Annotated in this window: 25 protein-coding genes; 20 read left to right on the top strand and 5 right to left on the bottom strand. The window is 71.5% G+C overall.

Features of this window, described 5'->3' with window-relative positions; translation table 11 throughout:
• Positions 1-50: 50 nt before the first annotated feature.
• From priA to ACLL9L_RS04375, 3 genes are read left to right on the top strand one after another with little or no spacing between them, the layout of a single operon-like run.
• Positions 51-788 (top strand): bifunctional 1-(5-phosphoribosyl)-5-((5-phosphoribosylamino)methylideneamino)imidazole-4-carboxamide isomerase/phosphoribosylanthranilate isomerase PriA, encoded by a 738-nt coding sequence (priA, locus tag ACLL9L_RS04385; RefSeq protein ID WP_411283435.1) that lies wholly within the window; start codon positions 51-53, stop codon positions 786-788.
• Entirely contained in the window at positions 785-1,201 is a 417-nt protein-coding gene (locus ACLL9L_RS04380) for a RidA family protein (RefSeq protein WP_411283427.1), read from the top strand. The genes priA and ACLL9L_RS04380 overlap by 4 nt, the downstream gene beginning before the upstream one ends.
• Positions 1,198-1,974 (top strand): SseB family protein, encoded by a 777-nt coding sequence (locus ACLL9L_RS04375; RefSeq protein ID WP_411283426.1) that lies wholly within the window; start codon positions 1,198-1,200, stop codon positions 1,972-1,974. The genes ACLL9L_RS04380 and ACLL9L_RS04375 overlap by 4 nt, the downstream gene beginning before the upstream one ends.
• Before the next feature lie 227 nt (positions 1,975-2,201).
• Here the strand turns inward: ACLL9L_RS04375 and ACLL9L_RS04370 are convergent, their stop codons facing one another.
• From ACLL9L_RS04370 to ACLL9L_RS04360, 3 genes are read right to left on the bottom strand one after another with little or no spacing between them, the layout of a single operon-like run.
• On the bottom strand, positions 2,202-3,599 hold the full coding sequence (locus ACLL9L_RS04370) for a sensor histidine kinase (RefSeq protein ID WP_411283425.1): 1,398 nt from the start codon (positions 3,597-3,599) through the stop codon (positions 2,202-2,204).
• Positions 3,596-4,360: a response regulator transcription factor gene (locus tag ACLL9L_RS04365; RefSeq protein ID WP_411283424.1), complete on the bottom strand. Its 765-nt coding sequence runs from the start codon at positions 4,358-4,360 to the stop codon at positions 3,596-3,598. Before ACLL9L_RS04365 ends, ACLL9L_RS04370 begins: the two co-directional genes overlap by 4 nt.
• Positions 4,361-4,418: 58 nt before the next feature.
• The gene (locus ACLL9L_RS04360) at positions 4,419-4,763 is read right to left on the bottom strand and encodes a DUF952 domain-containing protein (protein WP_411283423.1); all 345 of its coding nucleotides are present in this window, start codon (positions 4,761-4,763) and stop codon (positions 4,419-4,421) included.
• Between the two features lie 186 nt (positions 4,764-4,949).
• On the opposite strand from ACLL9L_RS04360, the gene ACLL9L_RS04355 reads away from it, so the two are divergent.
• Positions 4,950-6,245 carry a DUF445 domain-containing protein gene (locus ACLL9L_RS04355; RefSeq protein ID WP_411283422.1) on the top strand — a complete coding sequence of 432 codons (1,296 nt, stop codon included), beginning with the start codon at positions 4,950-4,952 and terminating at the stop codon, positions 6,243-6,245.
• 105 nt (positions 6,246-6,350) lie between these two features.
• On the opposite strand, the gene ACLL9L_RS04350 is transcribed toward ACLL9L_RS04355, so the two are convergent.
• Positions 6,351-7,937: a catalase gene (locus ACLL9L_RS04350; protein WP_411283421.1), complete on the bottom strand. Its 1,587-nt coding sequence runs from the start codon at positions 7,935-7,937 to the stop codon at positions 6,351-6,353.
• On the bottom strand, positions 7,934-8,419 hold the full coding sequence (locus tag ACLL9L_RS04345; protein WP_411283420.1) for a Fur family transcriptional regulator: 486 nt from the start codon (positions 8,417-8,419) through the stop codon (positions 7,934-7,936). Before ACLL9L_RS04345 ends, ACLL9L_RS04350 begins: the two co-directional genes overlap by 4 nt.
• Positions 8,420-8,528: 109 nt before the next feature.
• Between ACLL9L_RS04345 and ACLL9L_RS04340 the strand changes: the two genes are divergently transcribed.
• The 16 genes from ACLL9L_RS04340 (at position 8,529) to tyrS (ending at position 25,948) form a co-directional block, all read left to right on the top strand.
• Positions 8,529-9,791 carry an MFS transporter gene (locus ACLL9L_RS04340; protein WP_411283419.1) on the top strand — a complete coding sequence of 421 codons (1,263 nt, stop codon included), beginning with the start codon at positions 8,529-8,531 and terminating at the stop codon, positions 9,789-9,791.
• Positions 9,792-10,036: 245 nt separating this feature from the next.
• Complete coding sequence (infC, locus tag ACLL9L_RS04335; protein ID WP_411283418.1) at positions 10,037-10,822, top strand: translation initiation factor IF-3; 786 nt, start codon at positions 10,037-10,039, stop codon at positions 10,820-10,822.
• Positions 10,823-10,916: 94 nt separating this feature from the next.
• Positions 10,917-11,111, top strand: coding sequence for a 50S ribosomal protein L35 (gene rpmI / locus ACLL9L_RS04330; RefSeq protein ID WP_411283417.1), 195 nt, complete (start codon positions 10,917-10,919; stop codon positions 11,109-11,111).
• Between the two features lie 45 nt (positions 11,112-11,156).
• On the top strand, positions 11,157-11,549 hold the full coding sequence (rplT, locus tag ACLL9L_RS04325; RefSeq protein ID WP_411283416.1) for a 50S ribosomal protein L20: 393 nt from the start codon (positions 11,157-11,159) through the stop codon (positions 11,547-11,549).
• 60 nt (positions 11,550-11,609) lie between these two features.
• Complete coding sequence (locus ACLL9L_RS04320; protein WP_411283415.1) at positions 11,610-12,407, top strand: TrmH family RNA methyltransferase; 798 nt, start codon at positions 11,610-11,612, stop codon at positions 12,405-12,407.
• Positions 12,408-12,449: 42 nt separating this feature from the next.
• The gene (locus ACLL9L_RS04315; RefSeq protein ID WP_411283414.1) at positions 12,450-13,559 is read left to right on the top strand and encodes a sensor histidine kinase; all 1,110 of its coding nucleotides are present in this window, start codon (positions 12,450-12,452) and stop codon (positions 13,557-13,559) included.
• A 129-nt stretch (positions 13,560-13,688) separates the two neighbouring features.
• Positions 13,689-14,795, top strand: a complete 1,107-nt coding sequence (gene pheS / locus ACLL9L_RS04310) for a phenylalanine--tRNA ligase subunit alpha (protein ID WP_411283413.1) — start codon at positions 13,689-13,691, stop codon at positions 14,793-14,795.
• A gap of 1 nt (position 14,796) precedes the next feature.
• The gene (pheT, locus tag ACLL9L_RS04305) at positions 14,797-17,367 is read left to right on the top strand and encodes a phenylalanine--tRNA ligase subunit beta (protein ID WP_411283412.1); all 2,571 of its coding nucleotides are present in this window, start codon (positions 14,797-14,799) and stop codon (positions 17,365-17,367) included.
• Between the two features lie 155 nt (positions 17,368-17,522).
• Positions 17,523-18,566, top strand: coding sequence for an N-acetyl-gamma-glutamyl-phosphate reductase (gene argC / locus ACLL9L_RS04300; RefSeq protein WP_411283411.1), 1,044 nt, complete (start codon positions 17,523-17,525; stop codon positions 18,564-18,566).
• Positions 18,563-19,717 (top strand): bifunctional glutamate N-acetyltransferase/amino-acid acetyltransferase ArgJ, encoded by a 1,155-nt coding sequence (gene argJ, locus ACLL9L_RS04295; protein ID WP_411283410.1) that lies wholly within the window; start codon positions 18,563-18,565, stop codon positions 19,715-19,717. The genes argC and argJ overlap by 4 nt, the downstream gene beginning before the upstream one ends.
• 13 nt (positions 19,718-19,730) lie before the next feature.
• Positions 19,731-20,672, top strand: a complete 942-nt coding sequence (gene argB, locus ACLL9L_RS04290; RefSeq protein ID WP_411283409.1) for an acetylglutamate kinase — start codon at positions 19,731-19,733, stop codon at positions 20,670-20,672.
• Positions 20,669-21,871, top strand: coding sequence for an acetylornithine transaminase (locus ACLL9L_RS04285; RefSeq protein ID WP_411283408.1), 1,203 nt, complete (start codon positions 20,669-20,671; stop codon positions 21,869-21,871). The genes argB and ACLL9L_RS04285 overlap by 4 nt, the downstream gene beginning before the upstream one ends.
• A complete protein-coding gene (locus tag ACLL9L_RS04280) occupies positions 21,868-22,359 on the top strand; it encodes an arginine repressor (protein WP_411283407.1) in 492 nt (163 codons plus the stop codon). The genes ACLL9L_RS04285 and ACLL9L_RS04280 overlap by 4 nt, the downstream gene beginning before the upstream one ends.
• 16 nt (positions 22,360-22,375) lie before the next feature.
• Positions 22,376-23,878 (top strand): argininosuccinate lyase, encoded by a 1,503-nt coding sequence (gene argH, locus ACLL9L_RS04275; protein WP_411283406.1) that lies wholly within the window; start codon positions 22,376-22,378, stop codon positions 23,876-23,878.
• 3 nt (positions 23,879-23,881) lie between these two features.
• Positions 23,882-24,538, top strand: a complete 657-nt coding sequence (locus ACLL9L_RS04270) for a DNA-3-methyladenine glycosylase (RefSeq protein WP_411283405.1) — start codon at positions 23,882-23,884, stop codon at positions 24,536-24,538.
• Positions 24,539-24,688: 150 nt separating this feature from the next.
• Complete coding sequence (gene tyrS, locus ACLL9L_RS04265) at positions 24,689-25,948, top strand: tyrosine--tRNA ligase (protein ID WP_411283404.1); 1,260 nt, start codon at positions 24,689-24,691, stop codon at positions 25,946-25,948.
• Positions 25,949-26,467: the final 519 nt, after the last annotated feature.

Raw genomic sequence — 26,467 nt, 5'->3', positions numbered from 1 at the left:
CCGCAGACCTGACCGCACCCCCTCCCGAGGAGCTCCGACCCGTGAACGACATGTCAACCCTCCCCCGCCTCGAGCTGCTGCCGGCGGTCGACATCGCCGGTGGACGGGCGGTGCAGCTCGTGCAGGGCGTGGCCGGCACCGGCGGCGAGTTCGGCGACCCGTGGGACGCCGCCAAGGCCTGGCAGGACCAGGGCGCCCAGTGGCTCCACCTCGTCGACCTCGACGCCGCGTTCGGCCGGGGTGCCAACCGCGAGCTCATCGACTCGATCGTCCGGCGCCTCGACCTGCAGGTCGAGCTCTCCGGTGGCATCCGCGACGCGGCCACCCTCGAGGCCGCGTTGGCGACCGGCTGCCGGCGTGTCAATCTCGGCACGGCGGCACTCGAGGACCCGGAGTGGACGGCGACGGCGATCGCGGAGCACGGCGACCGCATCGCCGTCGGCCTCGACGTGCGGGGCACCACCCTCGCGGCCAGAGGATGGACCAAGGACGGCGGCGACCTGTGGGAGACCCTCGCCCGGCTCGACGGCGAGGGGTGCGCCCGCTATGTCGTCACCGACGTGACCAAGGACGGCATGCTCGCGGGGCCCAATGTGGACCTGCTCCGCCAGGTCTGTTCCCGCACCGCCCGCCCGGTCGTCGCCTCCGGTGGCATCTCCACGCTCGACGACCTTCGTCGGCTGCGTGAGCTCGTCGGTGACGGCGTCGAGGGGGCGATCATCGGATCGGCGCTCTACCGGGGGGCCTTCACCCTGCCCGACGCCCTCGACGTGGCCGGACGGCCATGAGCGAGCGGCGCCGGATCGCCTCCGGTGGCGAGTGGGAGCGCGCCTACGGCTACTGCCGGGCCCTGCGGGTCGGCGATCGGATCATCGTGTCCGGCTGCACCTCTTCGCGCGACGGCGTGGTCCTCCACCCGGCCGACCCGGCGGCCCAGCTGCGGGTCGCGCTCGACACGGCGCTCGCGGCCGTCGTCGAGCTGGGCGGCTCGGTGGCCGACGTCATCCGCACCCGGATGTACGTCACGCACCGGCGGGACTGCGACGCCGTCGGACGGGTGCACGCGCAGGTCTTCGCCGCGACACCGCCCGCCGCGACGATGGTCATCGTCGCCGGACTGCTGCACCAGGACATGCGGGTCGAGATCGAGGTCGAGGCGCTCGTCGGTGGGGGTCACGACGACACGGACCCCGGGTCGTGACGGGGGCCGACGACGCCTCCGGTCCTGCCGACACGGGGGGCACCCCGTGGAGCGGGCGCACGTTGAGTGGCACCGGCTTCGACCAGGATGATGGCGCCGCGGACCCTGCGGTGCTGCGGGCGCTGGAGCAGCAAGCGGCGGGGCCGAGCGTCGAGCAGGACTCCGCGCTGATGAGGAGGGTGCGCGCAGCCCGGTGGATCGTCCCGATCGTCGCGGTCCCGGCCGAGCCCGGCGAGGTGGATGGGCCCGCGGCGGAGACGTCCACCGACCTGGCTGTCGTCACGCTCGCGGCGCCGGACGGACGCCGGGCGCTGCCGATCTTCACGAGCGCCGCCGCCCTCTCGGCGTGGAACCCGGGCGCGCGACCCGTGCCCGTGACGGCCTCCCGCGCCGCTCAGGCGGCGGTCTCCGAGGGCTGCCAGGTGCTCGTCGTCGACGTGGCCGGCCCGACCCCGACGGAGCTGCGGCCGAGCATGGTCTGGGCCCTGTCGCAGGACCGGGACTGGCTGCCGTCGCACCTCGATCCCTTTGTCACGCGGGCGATCGCGAAAGCCCTCGAGCGGGAGGACGCAGTGGTCGGCCACGCCGTCGAGGACGGCGACCCCACCGCCGGCGGGGTGCTGCGGGTGGCCCTGCGGCTCGTCCCCGGGCTCGTCCAGAGCGAGGTCCAGTCCCTGGCCACCCGGATCGCCGAGCGGCTGGCGACGGACGGCGAGTTCCGGGGCCGGGTCGACGAGCTGACCTTCGCGCTGTCCCCGGCCGATGCGACGTGACTCTCCTCCACCGCTGCGTCCCTCAGGAGGGGTCCACCGTGGTGAGCGCAACCGTGAGCTCCGCCGAAGGACCATGCGACCGGGTCAGGCCAGGAAGCCCAGCGGGGCGAAGGTCGTGGCGAGGACCTGCGTCGGATCGGCCTGCAGCACCCCGTATCACCCCGAGGCGCAGCAGCCCGAGGAGCAGCTCAAATGCAGCCGGCGCGGTGGACGGTATTCCGTTCGGGTCAGGTTGTCGTCGCCGGCGAGGTGACGGGGAGACGGATGGTGAACCGGGCACCGCCCTCGGGGGCATGGCCCGCCTCGACGACCCCACCGAGCCGGACGACGATGCGCTCGACGATGGCCAGACCGAGGCCCGTCCCGACCTGCCGCTGGCCACGGTAGCGCGTCGAGAGGGCCGACCGCTCGAAGGCCACTGAGAGGTCGTCATCGGTGAGCCCCGGTCCGCCGTCCCGGACCTCGAGGACGGCGACCATGCCTTCGGCCCGGACGGCAAGCACGACCGGGGCGCCCCGGGGAGTCATCCGCAGGGCGTTCTCGAGCAGCCCGTCGACGGCCTGACGCAGCCGTTGGGGGTCGACGTGGACCGGCAGAGGGCCGAGGCGGGTCTCGGCCATGAACGCCACCCCCTCGGCCGCGCATCGTTGCCCCCAGACACGTGCGGCGATCTGTCCGAGGTCGACGAGGTCCACGAGGACGGGGTGCATGCTCACCTCCGCGGCGTCGAGCCGGGCGAGGTCGAGCAGGTCCGTCACCATCCGCTCGAGCCGGCGGGCCTCCTCGCCGATGACGGTCCCCACGCCGGCCAGCCGGTCGGGGGGGATGACTCCGTCGGCGAGCGACTCGCCATACCCCGTGATGGCCGTCAGGGGAGTGCGGAGGTCGTGCGAGACCGACAGCAGGAACTCGCGCTGTCGAGCCTCGGAGTGCGAGAGGGCGGTGGCGAGCTGGTTGACCGCACTGGCGACCGCAGCGACCTCGCGGGGCCCTCCCTCGGGGACGGCGACGTCGCGAACTCCCCGGGCGAGGGCCGCGGCCGCGTCGGCCGCCCGCTTCAGCGGCAGCGACAGGCGCCAGGCGACGAGGAGCCCCAACGCGGCGGCGACGAGACCGGCGACGACGAGCAGCCACGTGAGCTGAGTCAGCGCCTGCCCGCCGAGGGCGATGGCGTCACTGCGGCGCTGGGCGAGGACCAGACCGCCCGCGTCGGTGGGCCGGGCCTCAACGAGCAGGGTGCTGCCGTCCCTCGGAAGCCGCAGGGTGAGCGGGGAGCCTCCGGCGACGTCCCGCACCTGGGCGTCGGTGAGGGCGCGACGGGCGAGGGCGTCCCCGGTGACGTTCGGGGCTCCGCCGGGGGGTGTCCTGATGACCGCGATCTGGATGTTGAGTGACTGGAGAGCCTTGCGCGCCCGGGTCTGTCCCGCCTCGGGGTTCGCCCCGACGGCAGCGGTGGCCTGGGCCTCGTCGGCGATCGCCGCCAGCGCCCCGCGGGCGGTCTCCTCGCTGGCCTGCTGCAGCAGGTTGATGCTGATCACGGCGGCCACCAGGGAGGTGAGCACGGCGATCGCCACCGCGAGCAGAGACATCCGGACCGCCAGTGAGGTGCGCGGCCACGAGGTCATCCGCGGCCACCGGCGGGTCGGGGCCCGCCGGCAGGTCCGGGGCCGGCAGTGGGTCCGGGGCCGGCAGTGGGTCGGGAGGCCTGGGCCGCATAACCGACCCCGCGCACGGTCCGGATGACGTCGTGGGCGCCGAGCTTGGCTCGGACCTGGGCGACGTGGACGTCGACGGTGCGCTGTCCGGCGGAGGAGTCATAGCCCCACACCCCACGCAATAGCTGGTCCCTGGTGAAGACCCGGGTGGGCGACGTCATCAGATGGGCCAGCAGATCGAACTCCGTCGCGGTGAGTGCGACCTCGGTGTCGGCGGCAAAGACCTGGCGCTGGTCGGGCAGGCATCGCACCGCGCCGCAGACCAGCGTCGCACCGACCGCGTCGAGCGGCCGCGCGGAGCGCCGGAGCACGCTGGCGATCCGGGCGATGACCTCGCGCGGCGAGAAGGGCTTGGTGATGTAGTCGTCCGCCCCGAGCTCGAGTCCGACGACTCGGTCGACCTCGTCGTCGCGGGCGGTGACGAAGAGGATCGGCGTCCAGTTGTCCTCGCCCCGCAGGATCCGGCACACGGCGATGCCGTCCATCCCGGGGAGGCCGATGTCGAGGAGCACGACCGCCGGCTGCCGGGTCCGCACCGCGCGCAGGGCCGCCAGCCCGTCCCGTTCGACGAGCGTCTGATAGCCCGAAACCTCGAGCTGCAGGGTGATCATCGAGGCAATCGCCGGGTCGTCCTCGACGACCAGCACGAGCTCACGCGGTTGCGGCGGCACCCGTCGAACTCTACTGTCGGCCCGATCACGATCCGGTCACCATGGTGTTCGGGTCGGGTCAGGACCCACTGGCGGCGTGGGGAGCGGCCAGGACGTGGGTCCGCACGACGGCCGACACGTTGAGCGGTCCGTAGAGGTGGGGGAACTCCTCACCGGTCGTCGGGTTGCCGACCTCGCGCACGAGTGGTGCGTCGAGCAGTCCGGGGTCGATCTCGAGCAGCACGAGGTCACTGGCGACGTCGCCGTAGAACGCGCCCCGCACCATCGGCCACTGGTGTCGGTCGGAGCAGTGGATGAACCCCTGCTCGGCGAGCGTCAGGTCCCGCGACGACTGGGTATAGCTGCCCGACGGGGCGGCCTGCGCCCACAGGTCGGGATCCGCGAGGTGGTAGATCCGCGCCATGAGGTGACGCTACCGCCCGGCGCCGAGCCGCCCGACCCGGGGCGACTGGGGCGACCGGGGCGACCCGGAACCCGACCAGTGCCGCGAGGCGTTGACGGGACGCTCGGGTAGGTTCCTCGGCAGAGATGGGCCGCTGCTCGGTGGCCGCGCCCGCGATGCAGGCGAGACGGGGACGAAGGAGAGACGGTGACCAAGCAGAGGCGGGTGTCGAGGTCGTCGATGACCCTGGCCATGGCCTCGGACCCGGAGGCCGACGCCGAGCGGCGCCGCGGCCTGCGCCAGATGCGTCTCGTGGCCCTGTCGCTGCTGCTCTTCGCTGCCGTCGTCTTCCTCGCGACGCTCAGCCGCGCGGACGACGGGTTCTGGGGATTCGTCCACGCCGGTGCGGAGGCGTCGATGGTCGGGGCGATGGCCGACTGGTTCGCCGTGACGGCGCTCTTTCGCCATCCGCTGGGTGTCCCGATCCCGCACACGGCGCTCATCCCGCGGCGCAAGGACCTGCTCGCGCGCAGCCTGCAGGACTTCATGGGCGAGAACTTCCTGCGCGAGGAGATCATCCGCGAGCGGGTCCTCACCGCCCGGGTGAGTCAGCGCGTCGCGGCGTGGCTCGCGGAGCCGGACAACGCCCGCCGGGTCGTCGACGAGGGCGCCAACGTCATCACCATCGGCCTGCAGCGGATGCGGGACGAGGCGGTCGCCGAGCTCGTCGAGGAGGCGATCCTGCCCCGGCTTCGCGAGGAGCCGATCAGCCCGGTGGCGGGCAGCCTCCTGGGGGAGATCGTGCGGGACCGGGCGCACCACGGCCTCGTGGACCTCGCCCTGGCCGAAGCCGAGCGGTGGCTCCTCGCCAACGAGACCGCCTTCGGTGCCATCCTTGGAGAGCGCGCTCCGTGGTGGACGCCCCCGCGCCTCAACGAGGTCGTCATCAAGCGGATGCACGCCGAGGCGCTGCGGTGGGTCGCGGACATCCGCGACGACCCCCGACACCATGCCCGGATCGCTTTGGACGACCTGCTCATCCAGCTGTCCGACGACCTGCTCCACGACGAGCCGACGATGGCTCGGGCCGAGCGCCTCAAGCTGCGCGTCCTCGACCACCCGCAGCTGCTCGCCACGGGCGTGTCCTTGTGGAAGGCCTTCCGGAGCGCCCTCGTCGCCGCGCTCGCGGACGGCGACGGACCGCTGCGCAGCCGGGCCCGGTCGGAGGTCGGACGCTTCGCCGCACAGGTCCGTGCCGACGCCGACCTGCAGACCCGTCTCGACGGATACGTCGCGGACCTCGCCTCGTTCCTCGTGGCACGCTACGGGCAGGAGCTGACCGAGGTCATCAGCCACACCATCAACCGTTGGGACGGCAAGGAGACGGCCGACCGGGTCGAGCTCTTCGTCGGCCGCGACCTGCAGTTCATCCGGATCAACGGCACCATCGTCGGGGGGCTCGTGGGGCTGGTGATCCACACGGTCGTCGTGCTCGTCGGCTGAGCTGCGCGCTAACCCTGACGCACGTATGCGGTTGACACGCGTATGCCGTGCACCCGGGGGCGGGTGCACGGCATACGTTCTGCGCCGGTGAGGGTGATCGACGGGTCAGGTCCGGGCGTAGGTCGCGCTCTCGACGATGGGGTTCTCGATCTTCCTGGCGTCGTCGGCCTCGCCACCGGGGTTGGTCCCGCCCTTGCCGGCGAGGACCATCTCCTCGATCCTCTTGCCGGTGTCGGCGTCGACGTTCTTCCAGTAGTCGAACGCCCGCTCGAGCACGGGACTCTTGACTCCGCCGAGGAGGTGGCCTGCCACCGTCGCGACGAACGCCTCACGCTGGGCGTCGTCCCACACCTCGCGCACGAGCAGGCCGGCCTGACCGAAGTCGTCGTCGTCCGCACGCAGGGTGTAGGCCTGCCGGACCATGGCGCCGTCGGTCTCCCAGCCGTCCTCGACCTCGCCGACCTGGTCGGCGTAGCCACGGCCCATGCTGTTCGGGGCGTAGACCGGGGCGTTGCCGTTGTGCTCGAAGGCCATCGGGCCGTCCTGCGTGTAGGTGTTGAGCTCCACGCGGGGGCGGTTCACCGGCAGCTGCAGGTAGTTCGGGCCGATCCGGTAGCGGTGCGTGTCGGAGTAGGCGAAGGCCCGTCCGAGCAGCATCTTGTCCGGGGAGAACCCGATGCCGGGCACGACCGCCGAGGGCTCGAACGCCGACTGCTCGATCTGCGCGAAGAAGTTGTCCGGGTTCTTGTTCAGCGTCATCGTGCCCACCTTGATGAGCGGGAAGTCGCTGTGCGGCCAGACCTTCGTCAGGTCGAACGGGTTGTAGTGATAGGTCTTCGCCTCCTCGAACGGCATGGCCTGGATCGACAGCGTCCAGCTCGGGAAGTTGCCCGCGTCGATGGACTCGTAGAGGTCGCGGCGGTGGTGGTCCGCGTCCTCGCCCGCGATGCGGGTGGCCTCGTCGCCGGTCAGGCCCTCGACACCCTGGTCGCTGTGGAAGTGGTACTTGATCCAGTGCTTCTCGCCGGCCGCGTTGATCCACAAGAACGTGTGCGAGCCGTAGCCGTTCATGTGGCGGAACGTCTTGGGGATGCCGCGGTCACCCATGAGGTAAGTGACCTGGTGGGCCGACTCCGGGCTGAGCGACCAGAAGTCCCACTGCATGTGGTTGTCGCGCAGGCCCGAGCCACCCATCCGCTTCTGGCTGCGGATGAAGTGCGGAAACTTCATCGTGTCGCGGATGAAGAAGACCGGCGTGTTGTTGCCGACGAGGTCGTAGTTGCCCTCGGTCGTGTAGAACTTCAGCGAGAAGCCGCGCGGGTCGCGCCACGTGTCGGGGGAGCCCTGCTCGCCGGCGACGGTGGAGAAGCGGGCGAGCATGTCGGTGGAGACCCCGGGCTGGAAGAGGGCGGCCTTGGTGTACTTCGAGACGTCCTCGGTGGTCTCGAAGGTGCCGAAGGCACCCGAGCCCTTGGCGTGCACGTTGCGCTCCGGGATGCGCTCGCGGTTGAAGTGCGCCATCTGGTTGAGGAAGTGCACGTCGTGGAGCAGGATCGGGCCGTCCGCGCCGAGGGTCAGCGAGTTGCGGTCGCTGACGGCGGGAGCGCCGTTGTCGGTCGTGGAGCCGAGGTGGGCCTCCTTCGAGGGGGCCGTCTCGATCGACTCCTTGGTGGAGTCCGTGCTGGCAGTCATGGTGTCTCCTTCACTTTCGGGTGGACGTGGGTATGCCGTTCGGCCGGCGCCGCGGCGTCGGCAGCTCGTGAGGTCTGGCAGGCTGGGCAGTAGCCCCAGTAGGTGACGTCCGCCTCGTCGACGACGAAGCCGTGGGTCGTGCTCGGGTCGAGGCAGGGGGCCTCGCCGACCGCGCAGTCCACGTCGCCGATCAGCCCGCAGGAGCGGCAGACGATGTGGTGGTGGTTGTCGCCGACCCTGTTCTCGTAGCGGGCCGGGGAGCCGGCCGGCTCGATGCGCCGCACGAGGCCACGTTCGGTCAGGACGCCGAGCACGTTGTAGACCGCCTGCGTCGAGACGGGGTGATGACGACGACGTACCCCGGTGGCGATCGTGTCGGCGTCGGCATGGGGGTGGATGTCCAGCTCGGCGAGGACGGCGAGCCGCGGGCCCGTGACCCGCAGGTCGACGGCACGCAGGCGACGCTCGAGCTCGGAGATCATCGATCAACCAAACCACGTTGTCTGGAACGAGTCAAGCAAACTGTCGGTGTTCCGGCGACTCCCGGCAAACCGGTCGCGGCCCGTCGGTGAGGGGTGACACGCTGAGGGGATGCAGCTGTCCGCCTACCGTCCCGTCCTGGCCGTCCCCGATGCACGCCTGGGGCTGCTGCTCGGGCTCTTCATCCGGATCCCCCTGTTCGCCGGAGGCGTCCTGCTCACCCTGCACGTCGTGAATGCGCTGCACCGGTCCTACGGCGCGGCCGGCCTGGTGACGAGCGCGGCCACGGTCGCCATCGCCGTCTCGGGACCCTGGCGGGGCCGGTTGCTCGACCGACGCGGACTGCGCCGGGTCGTGCTGCCGTCCCTGATCGTCCAGGCCGTCTGCTGGTCGATCGCCCCGTGGGTGGACTACTGGTGGCTGATGGGCCTGGCGGCGATGGCCGGTCTCTTCGTCGTGCCGACCTTCTCGATCGTCCGGCAGATCATCATCAACGCCGTGCCTCAGGAGCAGCGACGCACGGCCCTGTCCCTCGACTCCGTCGCCACCGAGCTCTCCTTCATGGCCGGCCCGGCCCTCGGGGTGTGGGCCGCCACGGTGTGGGACACGGCGTGGGCGATCCTCGTCTTCGAGTGGCTCTCGATCGTCGCCGGCACGGTCCTGTGGGTGCTCAACCCCCGCCTGCGCGGCGACCACGATGCCTCCGCCGAGACCCCGGCCCCGCCGCGCCGGGAGTGGCTCGGTCTGCCCTTGTTCGCCGTCCTCGCCGCCGCGGCCGCGTCCACCGTCGTGCTGTCCGGGTCCGACGTGTCGATCATCGCCAGCCTGCGAGCCCTGGGGGCGCAGCAGCACATCGGCTGGGTCCTCGCGCTGTGGGCGTTCGGCTCCGTCCTCGGCGGGGTGGTCTACGGCGCCTGGCACCGCTCGGTGTCCGTGTTCTGGCTGCTCGGGGGCCTGGCCCTCGCCACGGCGCCGGTCGCGCTCGCAACAGACCTGCCGGTGCTCGTGCTCCTCCTCGTCGTCTCGGGCATCTTCTGCGCCCCGACGATCACCGCGACCGTCGACCACCTCAGCCGGATCGTCCCTGAACGCGCTCGGGGCGAGGCGATGGGCTGGCACGGCTCGTCGATGACCGCCGGCGCCGCCCTCGGCGCGCCCGTCGCGGGGTTCGCGATCGACGGCGGCGGGTGGCCCGCGGGGTTCGTCTCGGTCAGTGTCGCGGGCCTGCTCGTCGCCGTGGTGGGAGCGATCGTGGTCACGCGCCGCCGAGGGCACGGACCGGCCTCCCGGTCGGGAGACGCCGCGACGTCTACGGGGGCGGATCCGGGCGCCGCCCCGCGACGAGACGCGGTCAGTCACGCGATTGGGACCTGACGGGCCCCGCTGATACCCTGAGATGGACCAGATGAGTCCGAGGACGTCTCGAGGGCTCGTCGTGCAAGTGAAGCAGCACGCTTCCACCCGCGCCGATCGCCAGTTCCACAGGTCGCCGGGTCCAGGGTCCGGACATGGTCTGCCAGGTCCCCGCGTCGCGGGGAGCGGGTGCCCGTGCGCCGTGTCAGGCAGGTGACTGCCCGGCATACCTGGGAACGGAGGGGAAGCAGGCTTCTCGCGCACCGATGGTGGCGAGGAGCCTTTCTCGTCGTCCGAGGTGGTCGACACCTTTCCCGACCTCGAAGGAGCACCACATCAGCGAGCCTCGCATCAACGAGCGCATCCGGGTCCCGGAAGTGCGCTTGGTCGGCCCCAACGGCGAACAGGTGGGCATCGTCCGCGTCGAGGACGCGTTGCGTCTCGCCGCGGAGGCAGATCTCGACCTCGTCGAGGTGGCCCCGATGGCACGCCCTCCGGTCGCCAAGCTCATGGACTTCGGCAAGTTCAAGTACGAAGCGGCCATGAAGGCCCGAGAAGCACGCAAGAACCAGGTCAACACGGTCATCAAGGAGATCAAGCTCCGCCCGAAGATCGACCCGCACGACTACGGCACCAAGAAGGGCCACGTCGAGCGGTTCCTCAAGGCCGGCGACAAGGTCAAGGTGACGATCATGTTCCGCGGCCGCGAGCAGTCACGCCCGGAGCTCGGCTTCCGGCTCCTGCAACGCCTCGCGGAGGACGTCGGCGAACTCGGGTTCGTCGAGTCCAGCCCGAAGCAGGACGGCCGCAACATGATCATGGTCCTCGGTCCGACGAAGCGGAAGTCCGAGGCCAAGGCCGAGCAGCGCCGCCGTCGTGAGGACGACCGGGTCGAGGACAACCTCGGCCCCGAGGCCCCGAAGGACGAGCTCGGCCAGGGCGCCTCCGTCCAGGGCGATGCGCCCCAGGCGGACGCCGTCCAGGACGACGCGCCCCGGGTGCCGTCCGCCGAGCAGGACGCCCCAGAGGCCCAGACCGACGCGTCGGCCTGACCCACACGTCACCCGCACGACACCCGCACGACACCCGCACGACCTGACGGGCCCGCCCCGCCCAGGACGCAACGAATGAAGGAGATCGCCAGCCATGCCGAAGATGAAGACGCACAGCGGTGCGAAGAAGCGCTTCCGCCTCACGGGCACGGGCAAGGTCATGCGTGAGCAGGCCGGCGGTCGCCACCTGCTCGAGCACAAGTCGAGCAAGAAGATGCGGTCCATCGCCAATGACGTCCAGCTCGCGAAGCCCGATGCCAAGAAGGTCAAGAAGCTCCTCGGCAAGTAGCAGACGCTCCGACAGACACCCAGCACCAGCAGAAGGAGAACTCACGTGGCACGCGTGAAGAGGGCCGTCAACGCCCAGAAGAAGCGCCGGGTGACCCTCGAGCGCGCCAGCGGATACCGCGGGCAGCGCTCCAGGCTCTACCGCAAGGCCAAGGAGCAGGTCACCCACTCACTCGGGTATGCCTACCGCGACCGTCGCGCCCGCAAGGGTGACTTCCGTCGGCTGTGGATCCAGCGCATCAACGCCGGCGCCCGCGCCAACGGCATGACCTACAACCGTTTCATTCAGGGCCTCAAGGCCTCGGGCGTCGAGGTCGATCGCAAGATCCTCGCCGACATGGCGGTCAACGACGAGGTCGCGTTCGCGACCCTGGTCGAGATCGCCCGCGCCAACGTCCCCGTGACCGAGGACAAGGCCGACGCGAGCACGGCCGCCTGAGCGGCAGCACACCGGCGCGCCGGGACACAGGATCGATGACACAGGCACCATGAGGGTCCGGTGCTGACCAACCCCCGATCGGATCGGGTCAGGGCGGTGCGGGCGTTGTCCCGGCGCGCGGTCCGTTCCCGACAGGGGCTCTTCGTTGCCGAGGGGCCCCAGTCGGTGCGTGAGGCGGTGTCCCACCGCCCCGACCTCGTACGTGGGGTCTACGCCACGCCCGACGCGGTCGTCCGCCACGGCGACCTGGTCCAGGCCGCCGTGTCCGTCGGGCTGGCAGTCCACGAGGTGAGCGGCGAGGTCCTCGCCGCGATGGTCGAGACCGATGCACCCCAGGGACTGCTCGCAGTATGCCGCGTCGCCACGGCGTCGCTCAAGGACGTCCTCGCCCTGCGTCCGCGGTTGCTGTGCGTCCTCATCAACGTGCGCGACCCCGGCAATGCCGGCACCGTCCTGCGCGGCGCCGACGCGGCCGGGGCGGATGCGGTCGTCATCAGCGACAACAGCGTGGACGTCTTCGGTCCCAAGGTGGTGCGCTCCACGGCGGGCTCGCTCTTCCACCTGCCCGTCGTGACCGGCCTGGGCATCGACGAGATCGTCGAGCAGGTTCGCGCAGCCGGGCTCCTGCTGCTCGCTGCCGACGGCGCGGGGGAGCTCCTCCTTGGTGACGTGGACCTCAGCGGCCCGCATGCCTGGGTCATGGGCAACGAGGCGTGGGGCCTGCCCGGGGAGGTCCGGGGGCGGTGCGACCACGTCGTGCGGGTCCCGATCCACGGCAGGGCCGAGTCGCTCAACCTCGCGATGGCCGCGACGATCTGCCTCTATGCCTCGGCGACCGCCCAGCGTCGGCCACAGTGACCGGGCCACTCGTGCGCCCAGGGCATCGGTAGGCTCCACGGCATGACGCTGCCCGCCGACGTCGCAGACACCCAGGCACTGGGAGCGCCTGCGCATGTCGTCGCGATGTCCGAGGTCCTGCCCGACGGGCTGGTGGTCGTGGACGGGGGGGGTGTGGTCCGCTACGCCAACAGCCGAGCGGGACGGATCCTCGGCATGGACGAACGCCAGCTCTTCGGTCGCGCGGTCCAGGACGGCCTTCCGCTGCGAGACAGCGACGGACGGTCCTGGTGGGACCTCGCCGATCCGTGGCGCACCCTGCACATCGTCAAGGGACACCGTGAGAAGCTGCTCTGGACCGCGACGGGCGCGGAGGTCCTCATCACGGCGAAGTACATCCGGGAGGGGCGCCGCGGTCCCGTCGAGCGGGTGCTGATGTCGGTGCGCGACGCGAAGGCGCGCCAGCGCGCCGAGCAGGACCATGCCGCCCTCATCTCGACCATCGCCCACGAGCTGCGATCACCCCTGACGTCGGTCAAGGGCTTCTCGACCACCCTGCTGCGGCGGTGGGACAAGTTCACCGATGAGCAGAAGCGGTTCATGATCGAGACGATCGAGATCGACGCCGACCGCGTTACGCGACTGATCACCGAGCTGCTCGACGTGTCGCGGATCGACGCCGGGCGGCTCGACGTGCGCACTCAACCGGTCGACCTCGAGGCGCTGGCGCGGCGCCACATCGAGCGGATCGAGACGGCCAGCCCCGTGGAGGTGCGGATCGTGGTCGAGTGCGACCCCGAGCTGCCTGAGGTCTGGGCTGATCCGGACCGGATCCAGCAGATCCTCGGCAACCTCCTCGAGAACGGGATTCGCCACGGGGCCGGGACGGTCACCCTGCAGATCAGGGCCGACACCGGGGAGGTCGCGTCGGGACGGCCCGCGATCGTGGTCATCGTCTCGGACGAGGGCGACGGTGTGCCCGAGGAGCACCTTCCCCTGATCTTCAACCGGTTCTGGCACGGCTCGAAGCGAGGCAGCACCGGGCTCGGCCTGTACATCGTGCGCGGGCTCGTCGAGGCGCACGGCGGCCGGATCTCGGTGGGGCGGACGGCCGGAGGCGCTGCCGAGTTCCGGGTGGTGCTCCCGACCGGAGCCCCGGAGCACCTCCAGTAGCCCACCTCTGCTCGCCTCGGCGGATCCCGCACCACCGTCCGGCGCCCTGCACCTAGACTCGGGCGGCGACCCCGACGAGCCCGCAGCGTCAGGGTGATTCGTGCGCTCGACCGACGAGAAGTGAAAGCGATGTCTGGACCCAACAAGCAGTACGACCCGGTCGAGGTCGCTGACCTCGACCCCACCCACCTCGATGACGCGGTCATCGCGGCCACTGCGGCGTTCCGGTCGGCCGGCTCGCTGGAGGAGCTCAAGACCGCCCGGCTCGCGCACCTCGACAAGGGGACCGTGGCCCTCGCCAAGCGTGAGATCGGGGCCCTTCCGCCGAGCGCGAAGGCGGAGGCGGGCAAGCGCGTGGGGGCGGCGATGGTCGAGCTCGGCCGGGCCCACGCGGCCCGCCTGGCCGAGCTCGAGGAGGAGCGCGACCGGCGGATCCTCGTCGAGGAGTCGGTCGACGTCACGACCCCGGTCGCTCGCCGGCCCGCGGGCGCCCGCCATCCCCTCGAGCTGACCACCGAGCGCCTGATGGATGCCTTCACCGGCATGGGCTGGGAGGTCGTCGAGGGGCCTGAGGTCGAGTCCGAGTGGATGAACTTCGATGCACTCAACCTCGGCAAGGACCACCCGGCCCGCCAGATGCAGGACACCTTCTTCGTCGACCCGCCAGACGGTGGGCTCGTCCTGCGCACCCAGACGTCGCCCGTCCAGATTCGCACGATGCTCGACCGCGACCCGCCGATCTACGTCGTGGCCCCCGGCAAGGTCTTCCGGACCGACGAGCTGGACGCCACGCATACCCCCGTCTTCCACCAGATCGAGGCGCTGGCCGTCGACAGGGGCCTGACGATGGCGCACCTGCGCGGCACCCTGGATCACTTCGTGCGGGTGATGTTCGGTGCGGGGACCCGCACCCGCGTGCGCGCCTCCTACTTCCCCTTCACCGAGCCGTCGATGGAGACGGACTTCGAGTGCTTCGCCTGCCACGGCTCGGGGCGCGCCGACGACAGCGTCGCCTGCCGCACCTGTGGCGGCTCGGGCTGGATCGAGCTCGGCGGCTCGGGCATGGTCAACCGCAAGGTGCTGACCGCCTGCGGCATCGACCCCGACGTCTACACCGGCTTCGCCTTCGGACTCGGCATCGAGAGGGCATTGCAGCTGCGACATGGAGTCACCGACATGAGGGACATCGTCGAGGGCGACGTCCGCTTCTCGCAGCAGTTCGGGATGGAGGTCTGACGTGCGGGCACCGCTGCGATGGCTCATGGAGTACGTCGACCTCGCGCCGACCGCCACCGGGCGCGACGTCGCGGCGTCGTTCGTGTCCGTCGGTCTCGAGGAGGAGGACCTGCACGGCGGTGACATCACCGGCCCGCTCGTCGTGGGCCGGGTGCTCTCGCTCGACGAGCAGGTGCAGAAGAACGGCAAGCCGATCCGCTACTGCACCGTCGATGTCGGTCCCCACGGACAGCGGTTGACCGAGGGGATTCCCCAGGAGATCGTCTGCGGGGCAACGAACTTCGTGGTCGGCGACCTCGTCGTGGTCGTCCTGCCCGGCGCCGTCCTCCCGGGCAACTTCGCCATCGCGGCGCGCAGGACCTACGGCCGGATGTCCAACGGGATGATCTGCGCGGAGGACGAGCTCGGGCTCGGCGAGGACCACGCCGGCATCATCGTCCTCGCGGACTACCTCGGCGCCGACGCCGTCGCGGGCCTCGATCCCGGCGACGACGCCATCGCGCTCCTCGGCCTCGGTGACGAGGTCGTCGAGGTCAACGTCACCCCGGACCGCGGCTACTGTTTCTCCCTGCGCGGCCTCGCCCGGGAGTACTGGCATGCCCAGGGCTCGCCCGAGGACGGCTTCCGTGACCCGGCGGCGGTCCGGACGCCCCGGGCCAACGACGGCGGATATGCCGTGCGGCTGGCCGACGACGTCCCGCTCGAGGGCCGCGCGGGCTGTGACCGGTACGTCGCGCGGATCGTGCGTGGCATCGACCCGACCGCGCCGTCGCCCGCCTGGATGCAGCGGCGCCTGACCCAGATGGGGATGCGCCCGATCTCGCTCGCCGTCGACGTGACGAACTACGTCATGCTCGAGCTGGGCCAGCCGCTGCACGCTTTCGACGTCGCCAAGCTCAGCGGCGCCGTCGAGGTCCGCCGCGCCAGGGCGGGGGAGCGACTGACGACCCTCGACGACGTCGTGCGCACCCTGGACCCCGAGGACCTGCTCATCACCGACGGCGGCGACGTGCCGCTCGCCATCGCCGGGGTCATGGGCGGGGAGACCTCCGAGGTGGACGCGTCGACGACCGACGTCCTGGTCGAGGCCGCCCACTTCGACCCGACCACCGTCGCCCGGTCTTCGCGCCGGCACCGGCTCGTCACCGAGGCGTCGAAGCGCTTCGAGCGCGGCGTCGACCCAGCCCTGCCCGCCGCGGCCGCCCAACGGGCGGTCGACCTGCTCGTCGAGCACGGGGGCGGCACCGTCGACGACGGGGTCACCGACCTCGACGAGACGTCACCACGACGGGGGTTCGAGCTCGACGTGACGGGCCCGTCCCGGCTCGTCGGGGTGGAATACCCCCGCGAGCGGGTCGTCGAGATCCTCCGCCAGCTGGGTTGCCTGGTCGTCGAGGGCGGCGATACGGCGAACGGCGAAATGCCTGACCTCGTCAGCGTGACGCCGCCCTCCTGGCGGCCCGACCTCGTCGACGGGCCGGACTACGCCGAGGAGGTCGCGCGGATCGACGGCTACGCCCGGATCCCGTCGCTCAACCCGACGCCGTCCGGCGGTCGGGGCCTGACCCACGGGCAACGAGTGCGCCGCATCGTGGCCAACGCCCTCGTCGGCCGCGGTCTCGTCGAGGTGCTCACCTACCCCTTCGTGTCGGAGCAGCTGGCCGACGCCTTCGGTCTCGACGCGGACGACGACCGGCGCAACGCGGTCCGGGTGGCGAACCCCCTCTCCGACGAGCTGCCCCTGATGCGCACGTCGGTCCTGTCGACCCTCGTCGAGGCCGCCCGGCGCAACCTCTCCCGCGGGCACAAGGACATCGCCCTGTTCGAGGTCGGTCTCGTGACGCGGCCCGGGCCGGACTCCAGCCACACGGCCCCGGTCCCCGGCGTGGGTGCCCGGCCCGATGACGCGACCATCGCGGCCATCAACGACGCCGTCCCGCCGCAGCCGCGCCGGGTGGCGCTGATCGTCTGCGGTGAGTCCGAGCGCTCCGGCTGGTGGGGCGCCGGTCGGGTGGCGACGTGGGCCGACGTCGTGGAGGCGGCGACCACTGTCGCGACGGCGCTGGCGGTGGAGACCCGGGTCGAGGCCGACACCGACCATGCCCCGTGGCACCCGGGGCGCTGCGCCCGGATCACGCTGACCGACGGCACGCTCGTCGGTCACGCCGGAGAGCTGCACCCGAAGGCCCTTGCGGCACTTGGGCTCCCGTCCCGCACCTGCGCCGCCGAGCTCGACGTGGACGTCCTGACCCGGGCCAGCGCGCCGACGACCCAGTTCGAGCCGTTCTCCACCCATCCGCCCGCGCTCACCGACGTCGCCCTCGTCGTCGACGACCAGGTGACGGCAGCCGAGGTGGAGGCCGCCCTGCGCTCGGGTGCGGGGGAGTTCCTGGAGGCGGTGACACTCTTCGACGTCTACGTCGGCGAGCAGGTCGGCGGCGGCAGGAAGTCGCTGGCCTACCGGCTCGTGTTCCGCGCGAGCGACCGGACCCTGACGACCGAGGAGGTCAACGGTTTCCGGGACGCCGCGGTGGCTTCAGCAACCCTGGCCGTCGGCGCCACCCAGCGCTGACCCGCCCGCCCACCAGACCCCGCCCACCAGACCCCGCCCACGTCACGGGTGGAGGTATATCCGAGCGCTAGAGGTCCCGGATATACCTCCACCGAAGAAGGGCACCGAGGAGGTGGCGTCTGCATAGATCATCACGTTCATGTATGATCATGCACATGACGACAGCGGCAGTGGCAGGCGCCAGCGGGTATGCCGGGGGGGAGCTCCTGCGGTTGTTGTTGGGTCATCCCCGGATCACCATCGGCGCCCTGACCGCCGACTCGTCCGCAGGCCGGCTGCTCGGCGAGGTCCACCCCCACCTCGTGCCGCTGGCTTCGAGGCAGCTCCAGCCGACGACGGCGGCGACCCTCTCGGGACACGACGTCGTGTTCCTCGCCCTCCCGCACGGTGCGTCTGCGGCCCTTGCCGGGCGGCTCCCCGAGGACGTCGTCGTCATCGACTGCGGCGCCGACTTCCGGCTGAGCGACCCCGCCGCGTGGACGCGGTTCTACGACAGCGACCACGCCGGTTCTTGGCCCTACGGCCTGCCCGAGCTCCCGGTCCACGGCGGCGGCCGGACCCGTGCCGGCCTCGTCGGAGCCCGTCGGATCGCCGTCCCCGGGTGCTACCCGACGGCCGCCTCCCTGGCGCTCGCTCCGGGGTTTGCGGCCGGCTTGCTGTCCCCGGACGACGTCGTCATCGTCGCGGCGAGCGGCACGTCCGGGGCCGGGAAGGGACTCAAGGCCCACCTGCTCGGCGCGGAGGTGATGGGCTCGATGTCGCCCTATGGCGTCGGTGGCAGCCACCGGCATACCCCGGAGATCGTCCAGAACCTCACCGCTGCCGCGGGAGCGCCGGTCACCCTGTCCTTCACGCCGACCCTGGCCCCCATGTCGCGCGGCATCCTGGCGACCTGCACGGCGAGGGTCCTGCCCGGCACGACCGCGGCAGACGTCCGTGGGGCCTGGCTCACGGCATACGAGGAGGAGCCGTTCGTCCATGTCCTGCCCGACGGGCAGTGGCCGCGCACCGCCGACGTCGTCGGCAGCAACCACGTGCTGCTGCAGGTGGTCCTCGACGAGAGCGCCGGGCGCGTCGTCGTGGTGTCCGCCATCGACAACCTCACCAAGGGCACGGCGGGCGCGGCGATCCAATGTGCCAACCTCGCGCTCGGCCTCGACGAGACGACCGGGCTCCCGATGGCAGGAGTGGCACCGTGACCGACGTCCAGCTGCCCCAGGGCTTTCGCGCGGCCGGCGTCACCGCTGGTCTCAAGACCAGCGGCCAGCCCGACCTCGCCCTGATCATCAACGACGGCCCCGATCACCACGCCGCCGCCGTGTTCACGAGCAACCGGGTCGTCGCGGCGCCGGTCACCTGGTCCCGCCGGGTCCTGGCTGACGGGCGGGTCGACGCCGTCGTGCTCAACTCCGGCGGCGCCAACGCCTGCACCGGGGCCCCGGGGTTCCTCGACACGCACCGCACCGCCGAGCACGTCGCGCGGGTCCTGGGCATCTCGGCCACCGACGTCGCCGTCTGCTCGACGGGCCTGATCGGCGAACGGCTCCCGATGGACCTCCTCCTCGCGGGCGTCGATGTCGCCGCTGCGGCCCTCGACACCAGCGGGCACGAGGACGCAGCCCGGGCGATCATGACGACCGACACCGTCCCCAAGCAGGCCACCCATGCGGGCGACGGCTGGTCCCTCTCGGGTATGGCCAAGGGCGCAGGCATGCTCGCCCCGTCCCTGGCGACGATGCTCGTCGTCATCACGACCGACGCCGTCATCGAGCCCGACGACCTGGCGCCGAGCCTGCGCGCGGCCACGTCGGTGAGCTTCGACCGGATCGACTCCGACGGGTGCCAGTCGACCAACGACACGGTGCTGCTGCTGGCGTCCGGCGCATCGGGCGCCCGGGTCAGCGCGGCCGAGCTCAGCGCCGCCGCGACGCGCGTCTGCCTCGACCTCGCCCGACAGCTCATCGCCGACGCCGAGGGGGCCCACCACGACATCGAGATCGAGGTGCGCTCCGCCGCCTCGGTCGACGAGGCCCTCGAGGTCGCTCGGTCGATCGCCCGCAACGCCCTCTTCAAGTGCGCCATCTTCGGCGCCGATCCCAACTGGGGCCGCGTGCTCGCCGCCGTCGGGACCACCGCGGCCCGGTTCGAGGCCGACGAGCTCGACGTGTCGATGAACGGAGTCCAGGTCTGTCGCGCAGGCGGCGTCGGGCAGGACCGGTCGGAGGTCGACCTCAGCGCCCGCACCGTCCACGTCCTCGTCGACCTCCACGCGGGCGCGGACACCGCGACGATCTGGACCAACGACCTCACGCACGACTATGTCCACGAGAACTCCGCCTACAGCTCCTGAGGAGGACTGTCCCATGTCCGACATCCGTGGCGTCATCGACGCCGCCGCCCTGCGCGTCGCCGCGGGCAAGGCGCAGACCCTCGTCGAGGCGCTGCCCTGGCTCGAGCGCTTCCGGGGCGCCCTCGTCGTCGTCAAGTACGGCGGCAACGCGATGCTCGACGACGGGCTGAAGCTCGCCTTCGCGCAGGACGTCGCCTTCCTCCGGTATGCCGGGCTGCGGCCGGTCGTCGTCCACGGCGGCGGTCCGCAGATCGCCGTGATGCTCGACCGGCTCGGCCTGACGAGCGAGTTCAAGGGTGGCCTGCGGGTGACGACCCCCGAGGTGATGGAGGTCGTGCGGATGGTCCTGACCGGCCAGGTCGGGCGCGAGCTCGTCGGCCTGCTGAACCAGCACGGGCCCCTGGCGGTGGGCCTGTCCGGTGAGGACGCCGGCCTACTCGGCGCCCGCAAGCGCACCGGCCTCGTCGACGGCCAGGAGGTCGACCTCGGCCTCGTCGGCGACGTCGCGAGCGTCAACCCGTCGGCCGTCACCGACATCCTCGACGCCGGGCGCATCCCGGTGGTCTCGACGGTCGCGCCCGACCTCGACGCGGAGGGACAAATCCTCAACGTCAACGCCGACACGGCCGCATCGGCGATCGCCGTGGCCCTGAAGGCCCATAAGCTCGTCGTCCTAACCGACGTCGAGGGCATCTACGCCAACTGGCCCGAGCCCGACTCGCTGCTGTCACGGTTGGCGCTCACCGATGCCCGCGAGCTGCTGGCCACGGTCGAGTCCGGCATGGTGCCCAAGCTCGAGGCCTGCATCCGGGCGGTGGACGGCGGCGTCCCCCAGGCGCACGTCATCGATGGGCGTCAGCCCCACTCGCTCCTGCTCGAGGTCTTCACCGACGAGGGCATCGGCACGATGGTGGTCCCCGACGAGCCGGGGCTCACGACAGTGGTGCACCCATGACGCACGCCGACGAGCTCCTCGACCGCTACCGCGCAGCCCTCATCCCCGTCTTCGGTGTCCCACAGACCGTGCTGTCCCACGGCGACGGCTGCTACGTCGTCGACGTCGACGGCAAGCGCTACCTCGACCTGCTCGGGGGCATCGCCGTCAACACCCTCGGCCACGGCCACCCGGCCCTCGTCGAGGCGATCACCAAGCAGGTCTCGCAGGTCATGCACATCTCGAACTTCTTCACGTCCGAGCCGCAGGTCGAGCTGGCCGAGAAGGTCATCGAGATCTGCCGGGCCCCCGAGGGCTCCGGCGTCTTCTTCTCCAACTCCGGCGCCGAGGCGATCGAGGCCGCGATCAAGCTGAGCCGCCGCACCGGGCGCTCGCGGATCATCGCGGCCCAGAACGCCTTTCACGGCAGGACAACGGGCGCCCTCGCGCTGACGTGGAAGGTCGCCTATCGCGCCCCCTTCGAGCCCCTCATGCCCGGCGTCACCCACGTCCCCTACAACGACACCGCCGCCCTCGAGGCCGCAGTGGCCGAGGCCGGCGACGACCTCGCTGCCGTGGTCCTCGAGCCGATCCAGGGCGAGGCGGGCGTCATCCTCGCCGACCCGGCATACCTGCGACTGGCGCGTGAGCTGACCACCCGCGCCGGCGCACTCCTGGTCCTCGACGAGATCCAGTGCGGCATGGGCCGCACCGGCCACTGGCTCGCGCACCACGCGACCGACGTCGTCCCCGACGCGGTCACCCTCGCCAAGGGCCTGGCCGGCGGAGTGCCCGTCGGAGCGCTGGTTACCTACGGCCCCGCAGTCACGGGACTGCTCACCGGCGGCCAGCACGGTTCGACGTTCGGCGGCAACCCGCTGGCCTGTGCCGCGGGGCTCGCGACGATCCGCACCATCGAGACCGACGGACTGCTCGCCCATGCCGCCGGGATGGGCGCCGCTCTGGCCGACGGTGTCGAGGCACTCGGACACCCGCGCGTCTCGGGGACCCGCGGCCGGGGTCTGCTGCTGGCGATCACGCTCACGCAACCCGTCGCGGCGTCCGCGATGTCGTTGGCCCGCGCGGCGGGATTCCTCGTCAACGCGGTGGCGCCGGACGCGTTGCGCCTCGCCCCGCCGCTGATCCTGGGTCAGGGCGAGATCGACTCCTTCCTCGCCGCGCTGCCGGGGCTGCTCGACGCCGCCGAAGTCGCCGGATGACGGCGACCACGCGCACCGCCCGCCAGTCGCGCGTCGTCGAGGTCCTGCTCGGACACGACGTCCGCTCCCAGGGCGAGCTGCTCACCCTCCTCGCCGCGGACGGCATCGACGTCACCCAGGCGACTCTGTCGCGTGACCTCGTCGAGGTGGGCGCGGTCAAGGTCCGTCGCGGACGCACCCTCGTGTATGCCGTGCCGGGCCGCGGCGGCCAGCTCCCCTCCACGGTCGCCACCGACGAGGTGCCCGTGCGGCTGCGGCGGGCCTGTGAGGAGCTGCTCGTGAGCGCCCAGTCCTCGGCGAACCAGGTCGTGCTGCGCACCCCCCCGGGGGCGGCGAACTACCTGGCGTCGTGCATCGACCAGTCCCACCTGGGGGACGTCGTGGGCACCATCGCCGGGGATGACACCATCCTCATCATCACGACCACCACGAGCACAGGTCGGACGGTGGCGAAGCGGCTGCTGGACCTCACCGGTGCCCACGACTGAGCCAGGAGCAGACCTGATGTCCGACGAGGACCAGCCGATGTCCGACGAGGACCAGCCGGCCGGCGGCCCACCCACGCAGGGGTCGGACCAGCCGGCCGGCGACGGTCGAAGCGCGGTGAGCCTGTGGGGTGGACGCTTTGCCGGGGCCCCTGCCGACGCGCTCGCCGCCCTGTCGAAGAGCACCCACTTCGACTGGCGCCTGGCCCGCCACGACATCGCCGGCTCCCGGGCGCACGCCCGGGTGCTCCACGCCGCCGGACTGCTCGACGCCCCGGTCCTGGCGGCGATGCTCGAGGCCCTCGACCGGCTCGACGCGGACGTCGCCGACGGCAGCTTCTCCCCGGCCCCCGACGACGAGGACGTGCACACGGCCCTCGAGCGCGGCCTCATCGAACGCGCGGGCACCGACATCGGCGGACGCCTGCGCGCCGGTCGCTCTCGCAACGACCAGGTGACCACCCTCTTCCGGATGTACCTGCGCGACGAGGCCCGGGTCGTCTCCGGTCTCGTCCTCGACGTCGTCGACGCGCTGATCGCCCAGGCCGGGGCCCACATCGAGGTCGCGATGCCCGGGCGCACCCACCTGCAGCACGCCCAGCCGGTGCTGCTCGCGCACCACCTCCTCGCCCACGCCTGGCCGTTGCTGCGCGATGTCGACCGGCTCGTGGACTGGGACCGTCGGACCGATGTCTCGCCCTACGGCTCCGGCGCACTGGCGGGCAGCTCGCTCGGCCTCGACCCCGAGGCGGTGGCGGTCGAGCTCGGCTTCTCGCGCTCGGTGGACAACTCGATCGACGGCACCGCGAGCAGGGACTTCGCAGCCGAGTTCGCGTTCGTCGCAGCGATGATCGCCGTCGACGTCTCCCGCCTCGCCGAGGAGATCGTCCTCTGGGCCACGAAGGAGTTCTCCTACGTCACCCTCGACGACGCCTACTCCACCGGGTCGAGCATCATGCCGCAGAAGAAGAACCCCGACGTCGCGGAGCTGGCCCGCGGGAAGGCCGGCCGCCTGGTGGGCGACCTCGCCGGACTGCTCACGACGCTCAAGGCGCTCCCGCTGGCCTACAACCGCGACCTGCAGGAGGACAAGGAGCCGGTCTTCGACGCCGTCGACACCCTCGAGGTCCTCCTGCCGGCGTTCTCCGGGATGGTCGCGACCCTGAAGTTCCACACTGGGCGTCTCGAATCCCTTGCGCCCCAGGGTTTTGCGCTTGCCACCGACATCGCGGAGTGGCTCGTGCGCGAGGGCGTCCCCTTCCGCGTCGCCCACGAGGTCGCCGGCGCGTGCGTGCGCGAGTGCGAGCCCCGGGGGATCGAGCTGTGGGACCTGACGGACGCGGAGCTGGCGGCCGTCGACCCACGTCTGACGCCGGCGGTGCGCGAGGTGTTGTCCGTCCAGGGCTCGCTCGCCTCCCGCGACGCCCGCGGCGGCACGGCGCCGGTCCGGGTGCGTGAGCAGCTCGTGGCCGCGCGCGAGGCGGCTGCGGGGGCGCGGTCCTTCGGCGTCGGTCGGGGCTGAGCGGTGCCGCGACGGCTCGGTCGGTCGTTCTTCGCGCGGCACGTCCTCCTGGTGGCTCCCCAGCTGCTGGGGTGCACCCTCAGCCACGGGGGCGTCACCGTGCGGATCACGGAGACGGAGGCCTACGACGGCTATCGCATCGACCCCGGCTCGCACACGTTCCGGGGTGAGACACCGCGCAACGCGCCGGTGTTCGGCCGGCCTGGGGTCACCTACGTCTACCTCACCTACGGCATGCACTGGATGCTCTGCCTGGTCACCGGATCGGTGGGCGATGCCTCGGCGGTGCTCGTCCGGGCGGGCGAGGTCATCGCGGGCCACGGGGTCGCGGCCGCGCGCCGACCGGAGGCGCCGGAACGGGACTGGTGTCGCGGGCCCGCCAAGCTGGCCACGACACTGGGTCTGACCGGCGCACACACCGCGCTCGACTTCTGTGGCCCTGCGGCCGGGCTCGGGTCACCCGGCACGATCGACCTCCAGCTCCGCGCGGCCGCCGCACCGCTTGATCCCGCCCACATCCGGACGGGCCCCCGGGTCGGGGTGTCCGGGCCGGGAGGTGACGGCACGGCATACCCGTGGCGTTTCTTCCTCCATGGTGAGCGCACCGTCTCGCCCTACCGGCCCGGCAAGGTCCGTGTGCGCCCCCTCCCGCCGCACTGAGCCTGCCGTGCTGCGGCGCACGAGGGCTGCGGCGGAGGTCGACGGGCGGCCCTCGCACCAGAGGCGTGTCGGGCGAGGCCGGGTGATAGGGCAGGGTGGTGCCGTGCGGCCCGGCGGCCGCTGTCACCGCGACGAAGGAGAGCCGAGACCGTGAGCGAGATCCTCGACGAGCTGCAGCGGCGGGGGTTGGTGGCCCAGACCACCGACGAGTCCGCGCTGCGCCAGGCACTCGCCGGGGGACCGATCACGGTCTACTGCGGGTTCGACCCGACGGCGCCGTCCCTGCACATGGGCAACCTCGTCCAGCTGATCGTGCTGCGCCGCCTCCAGCGTGCCGGCCATCGGGTGATCTGCCTGGTCGGTGGTTCGACCGGCCTGATCGGGGACCCGAGGCCCACGGCCGAGCGGGTCCTCAGGACGAAGGAGCAGACCGCCGACTGGGTGCAGCGCATCGAGCGCCAGGTGCAGCCCTTCCTCGACTTCACGGGGGACAACCCCGCGATCCTGGTCAACAACCTCGACTGGACGGCGCCGCTGTCGGCCCTGGACTTCCTGCGCGACATCGGCCGCCACTTCCGGGTGAACCAGATGGTGCGCAAGGACGCGGTCGCCGCCCGCCTCGAGAGCAAGGACGGCATCTCCTACACCGAGTTCAGCTACCAGATCCTCCAGGGCCTGGACTACCTCCACCTCTACCGCGAGTACGGGTGCACCCTGCAGACCGGGGGACAAGACCAGTGGGGCAACCTCACCGCGGGCAGCGACCTCATCCACAAGGTGGAGGGGGCCTCGGTCCACCTCCTCACCACGCCGCTGGTCACCGACGCCTCGGGGCGCAAGTTCGGCAAGAGCGAGGGCAACGCCCTGTGGCTCAGCGCAGAGATGATGAGCCCGTACGCGTTCTACCAGTGGTGGGTCAATGTCGAGGACGCGTCCGTCGTCCCGATGCTGGAGACCTTCACGGACCGCTCGACGGAGGACATCGCGCGGCTCGGGGAGTCGTCGGCGCAGATGCCGTTCCTTCGTGAGGCGCAGCGGGCGCTGGCCGCCGACGTGACGACCCTCGTGCACGGCACGGCCGCGACGCTGGCGGTCCAGGCGGCGTCGGAGGCGCTGTTCGGCAAGGGCGACGTCACGACGCTGGACGCTCGCACCCTGATGGACGCCACGTCGGAGCTCCCCGGGGGGATGGTGGAGGTGGGGAGCTCGGTGGTGGACGCGCTCGTGGCGGTCGGACTCGTCGACTCCCGGAACGCCGCCCGACGGGCCATCGCAGACGGTGGCGCCTCGGTCAACAACGTCAAGGTGACGGACCCGGAGCAGGTCCTCGGCACGCAGGACTTCCTGCACGGACGTGTCGCCCTGCTCCGCCGCGGCCGCAAGAGCCTCGCCGCGGCGCGCCTTGCCTGACCAGAACCCTTGTGGCGCAGACGGACTGGCGCGGTTCCCCAGCTGGGTGGGGGTCACCGACACCCCGGATTTGGCTTTCCTGCGGTGGTCCGTCTAGGGTCATGCTTGTCAGCCCGAGAGGGAGGAACGGACGCCACCGAGCGGGAGCGCGAGCCCCCGCACGAAGCAGGCCGGTCCCACGGGTCGACATCACCTCAGCAACAGGTTCGCCAGCACGTCCCGAACGGCCCTCAGGGCAGCGGGAGATGGTCGGCAAGCCTGCTAGCATGAGAGTCCCGCCGAAAGCCACGTGTGTTCGGGTCCGGCCGTTCTGAGAGCGGGTCGCGGATTTGACGCCCAAGATGCGTGCGGGTAGTTTGGTGTGGTTGCCTTGATGTTCTGCACTGTGGTGTGGGGTGTTGGTGTGCGTCCGAATTTTGAGAACTCAACAGCGTGCCAAAAATCGATGCCAAGTATGTCGTTTCTGGGGTGGCGGTGAAGCTGATCTTTGTGGTTGGTGGGGCTGTTGTTCTGGAGCGA

This window comes from Lapillicoccus sp. (genome assembly GCF_046595215.1).
In the GTDB taxonomy this organism is placed as follows: domain Bacteria; phylum Actinomycetota; class Actinomycetes; order Actinomycetales; family Dermatophilaceae; genus Lapillicoccus.
The sequence above is the reverse complement of the archived record's forward strand: the minus strand, read 5'-3'. Positions and strand labels throughout refer to the sequence as shown.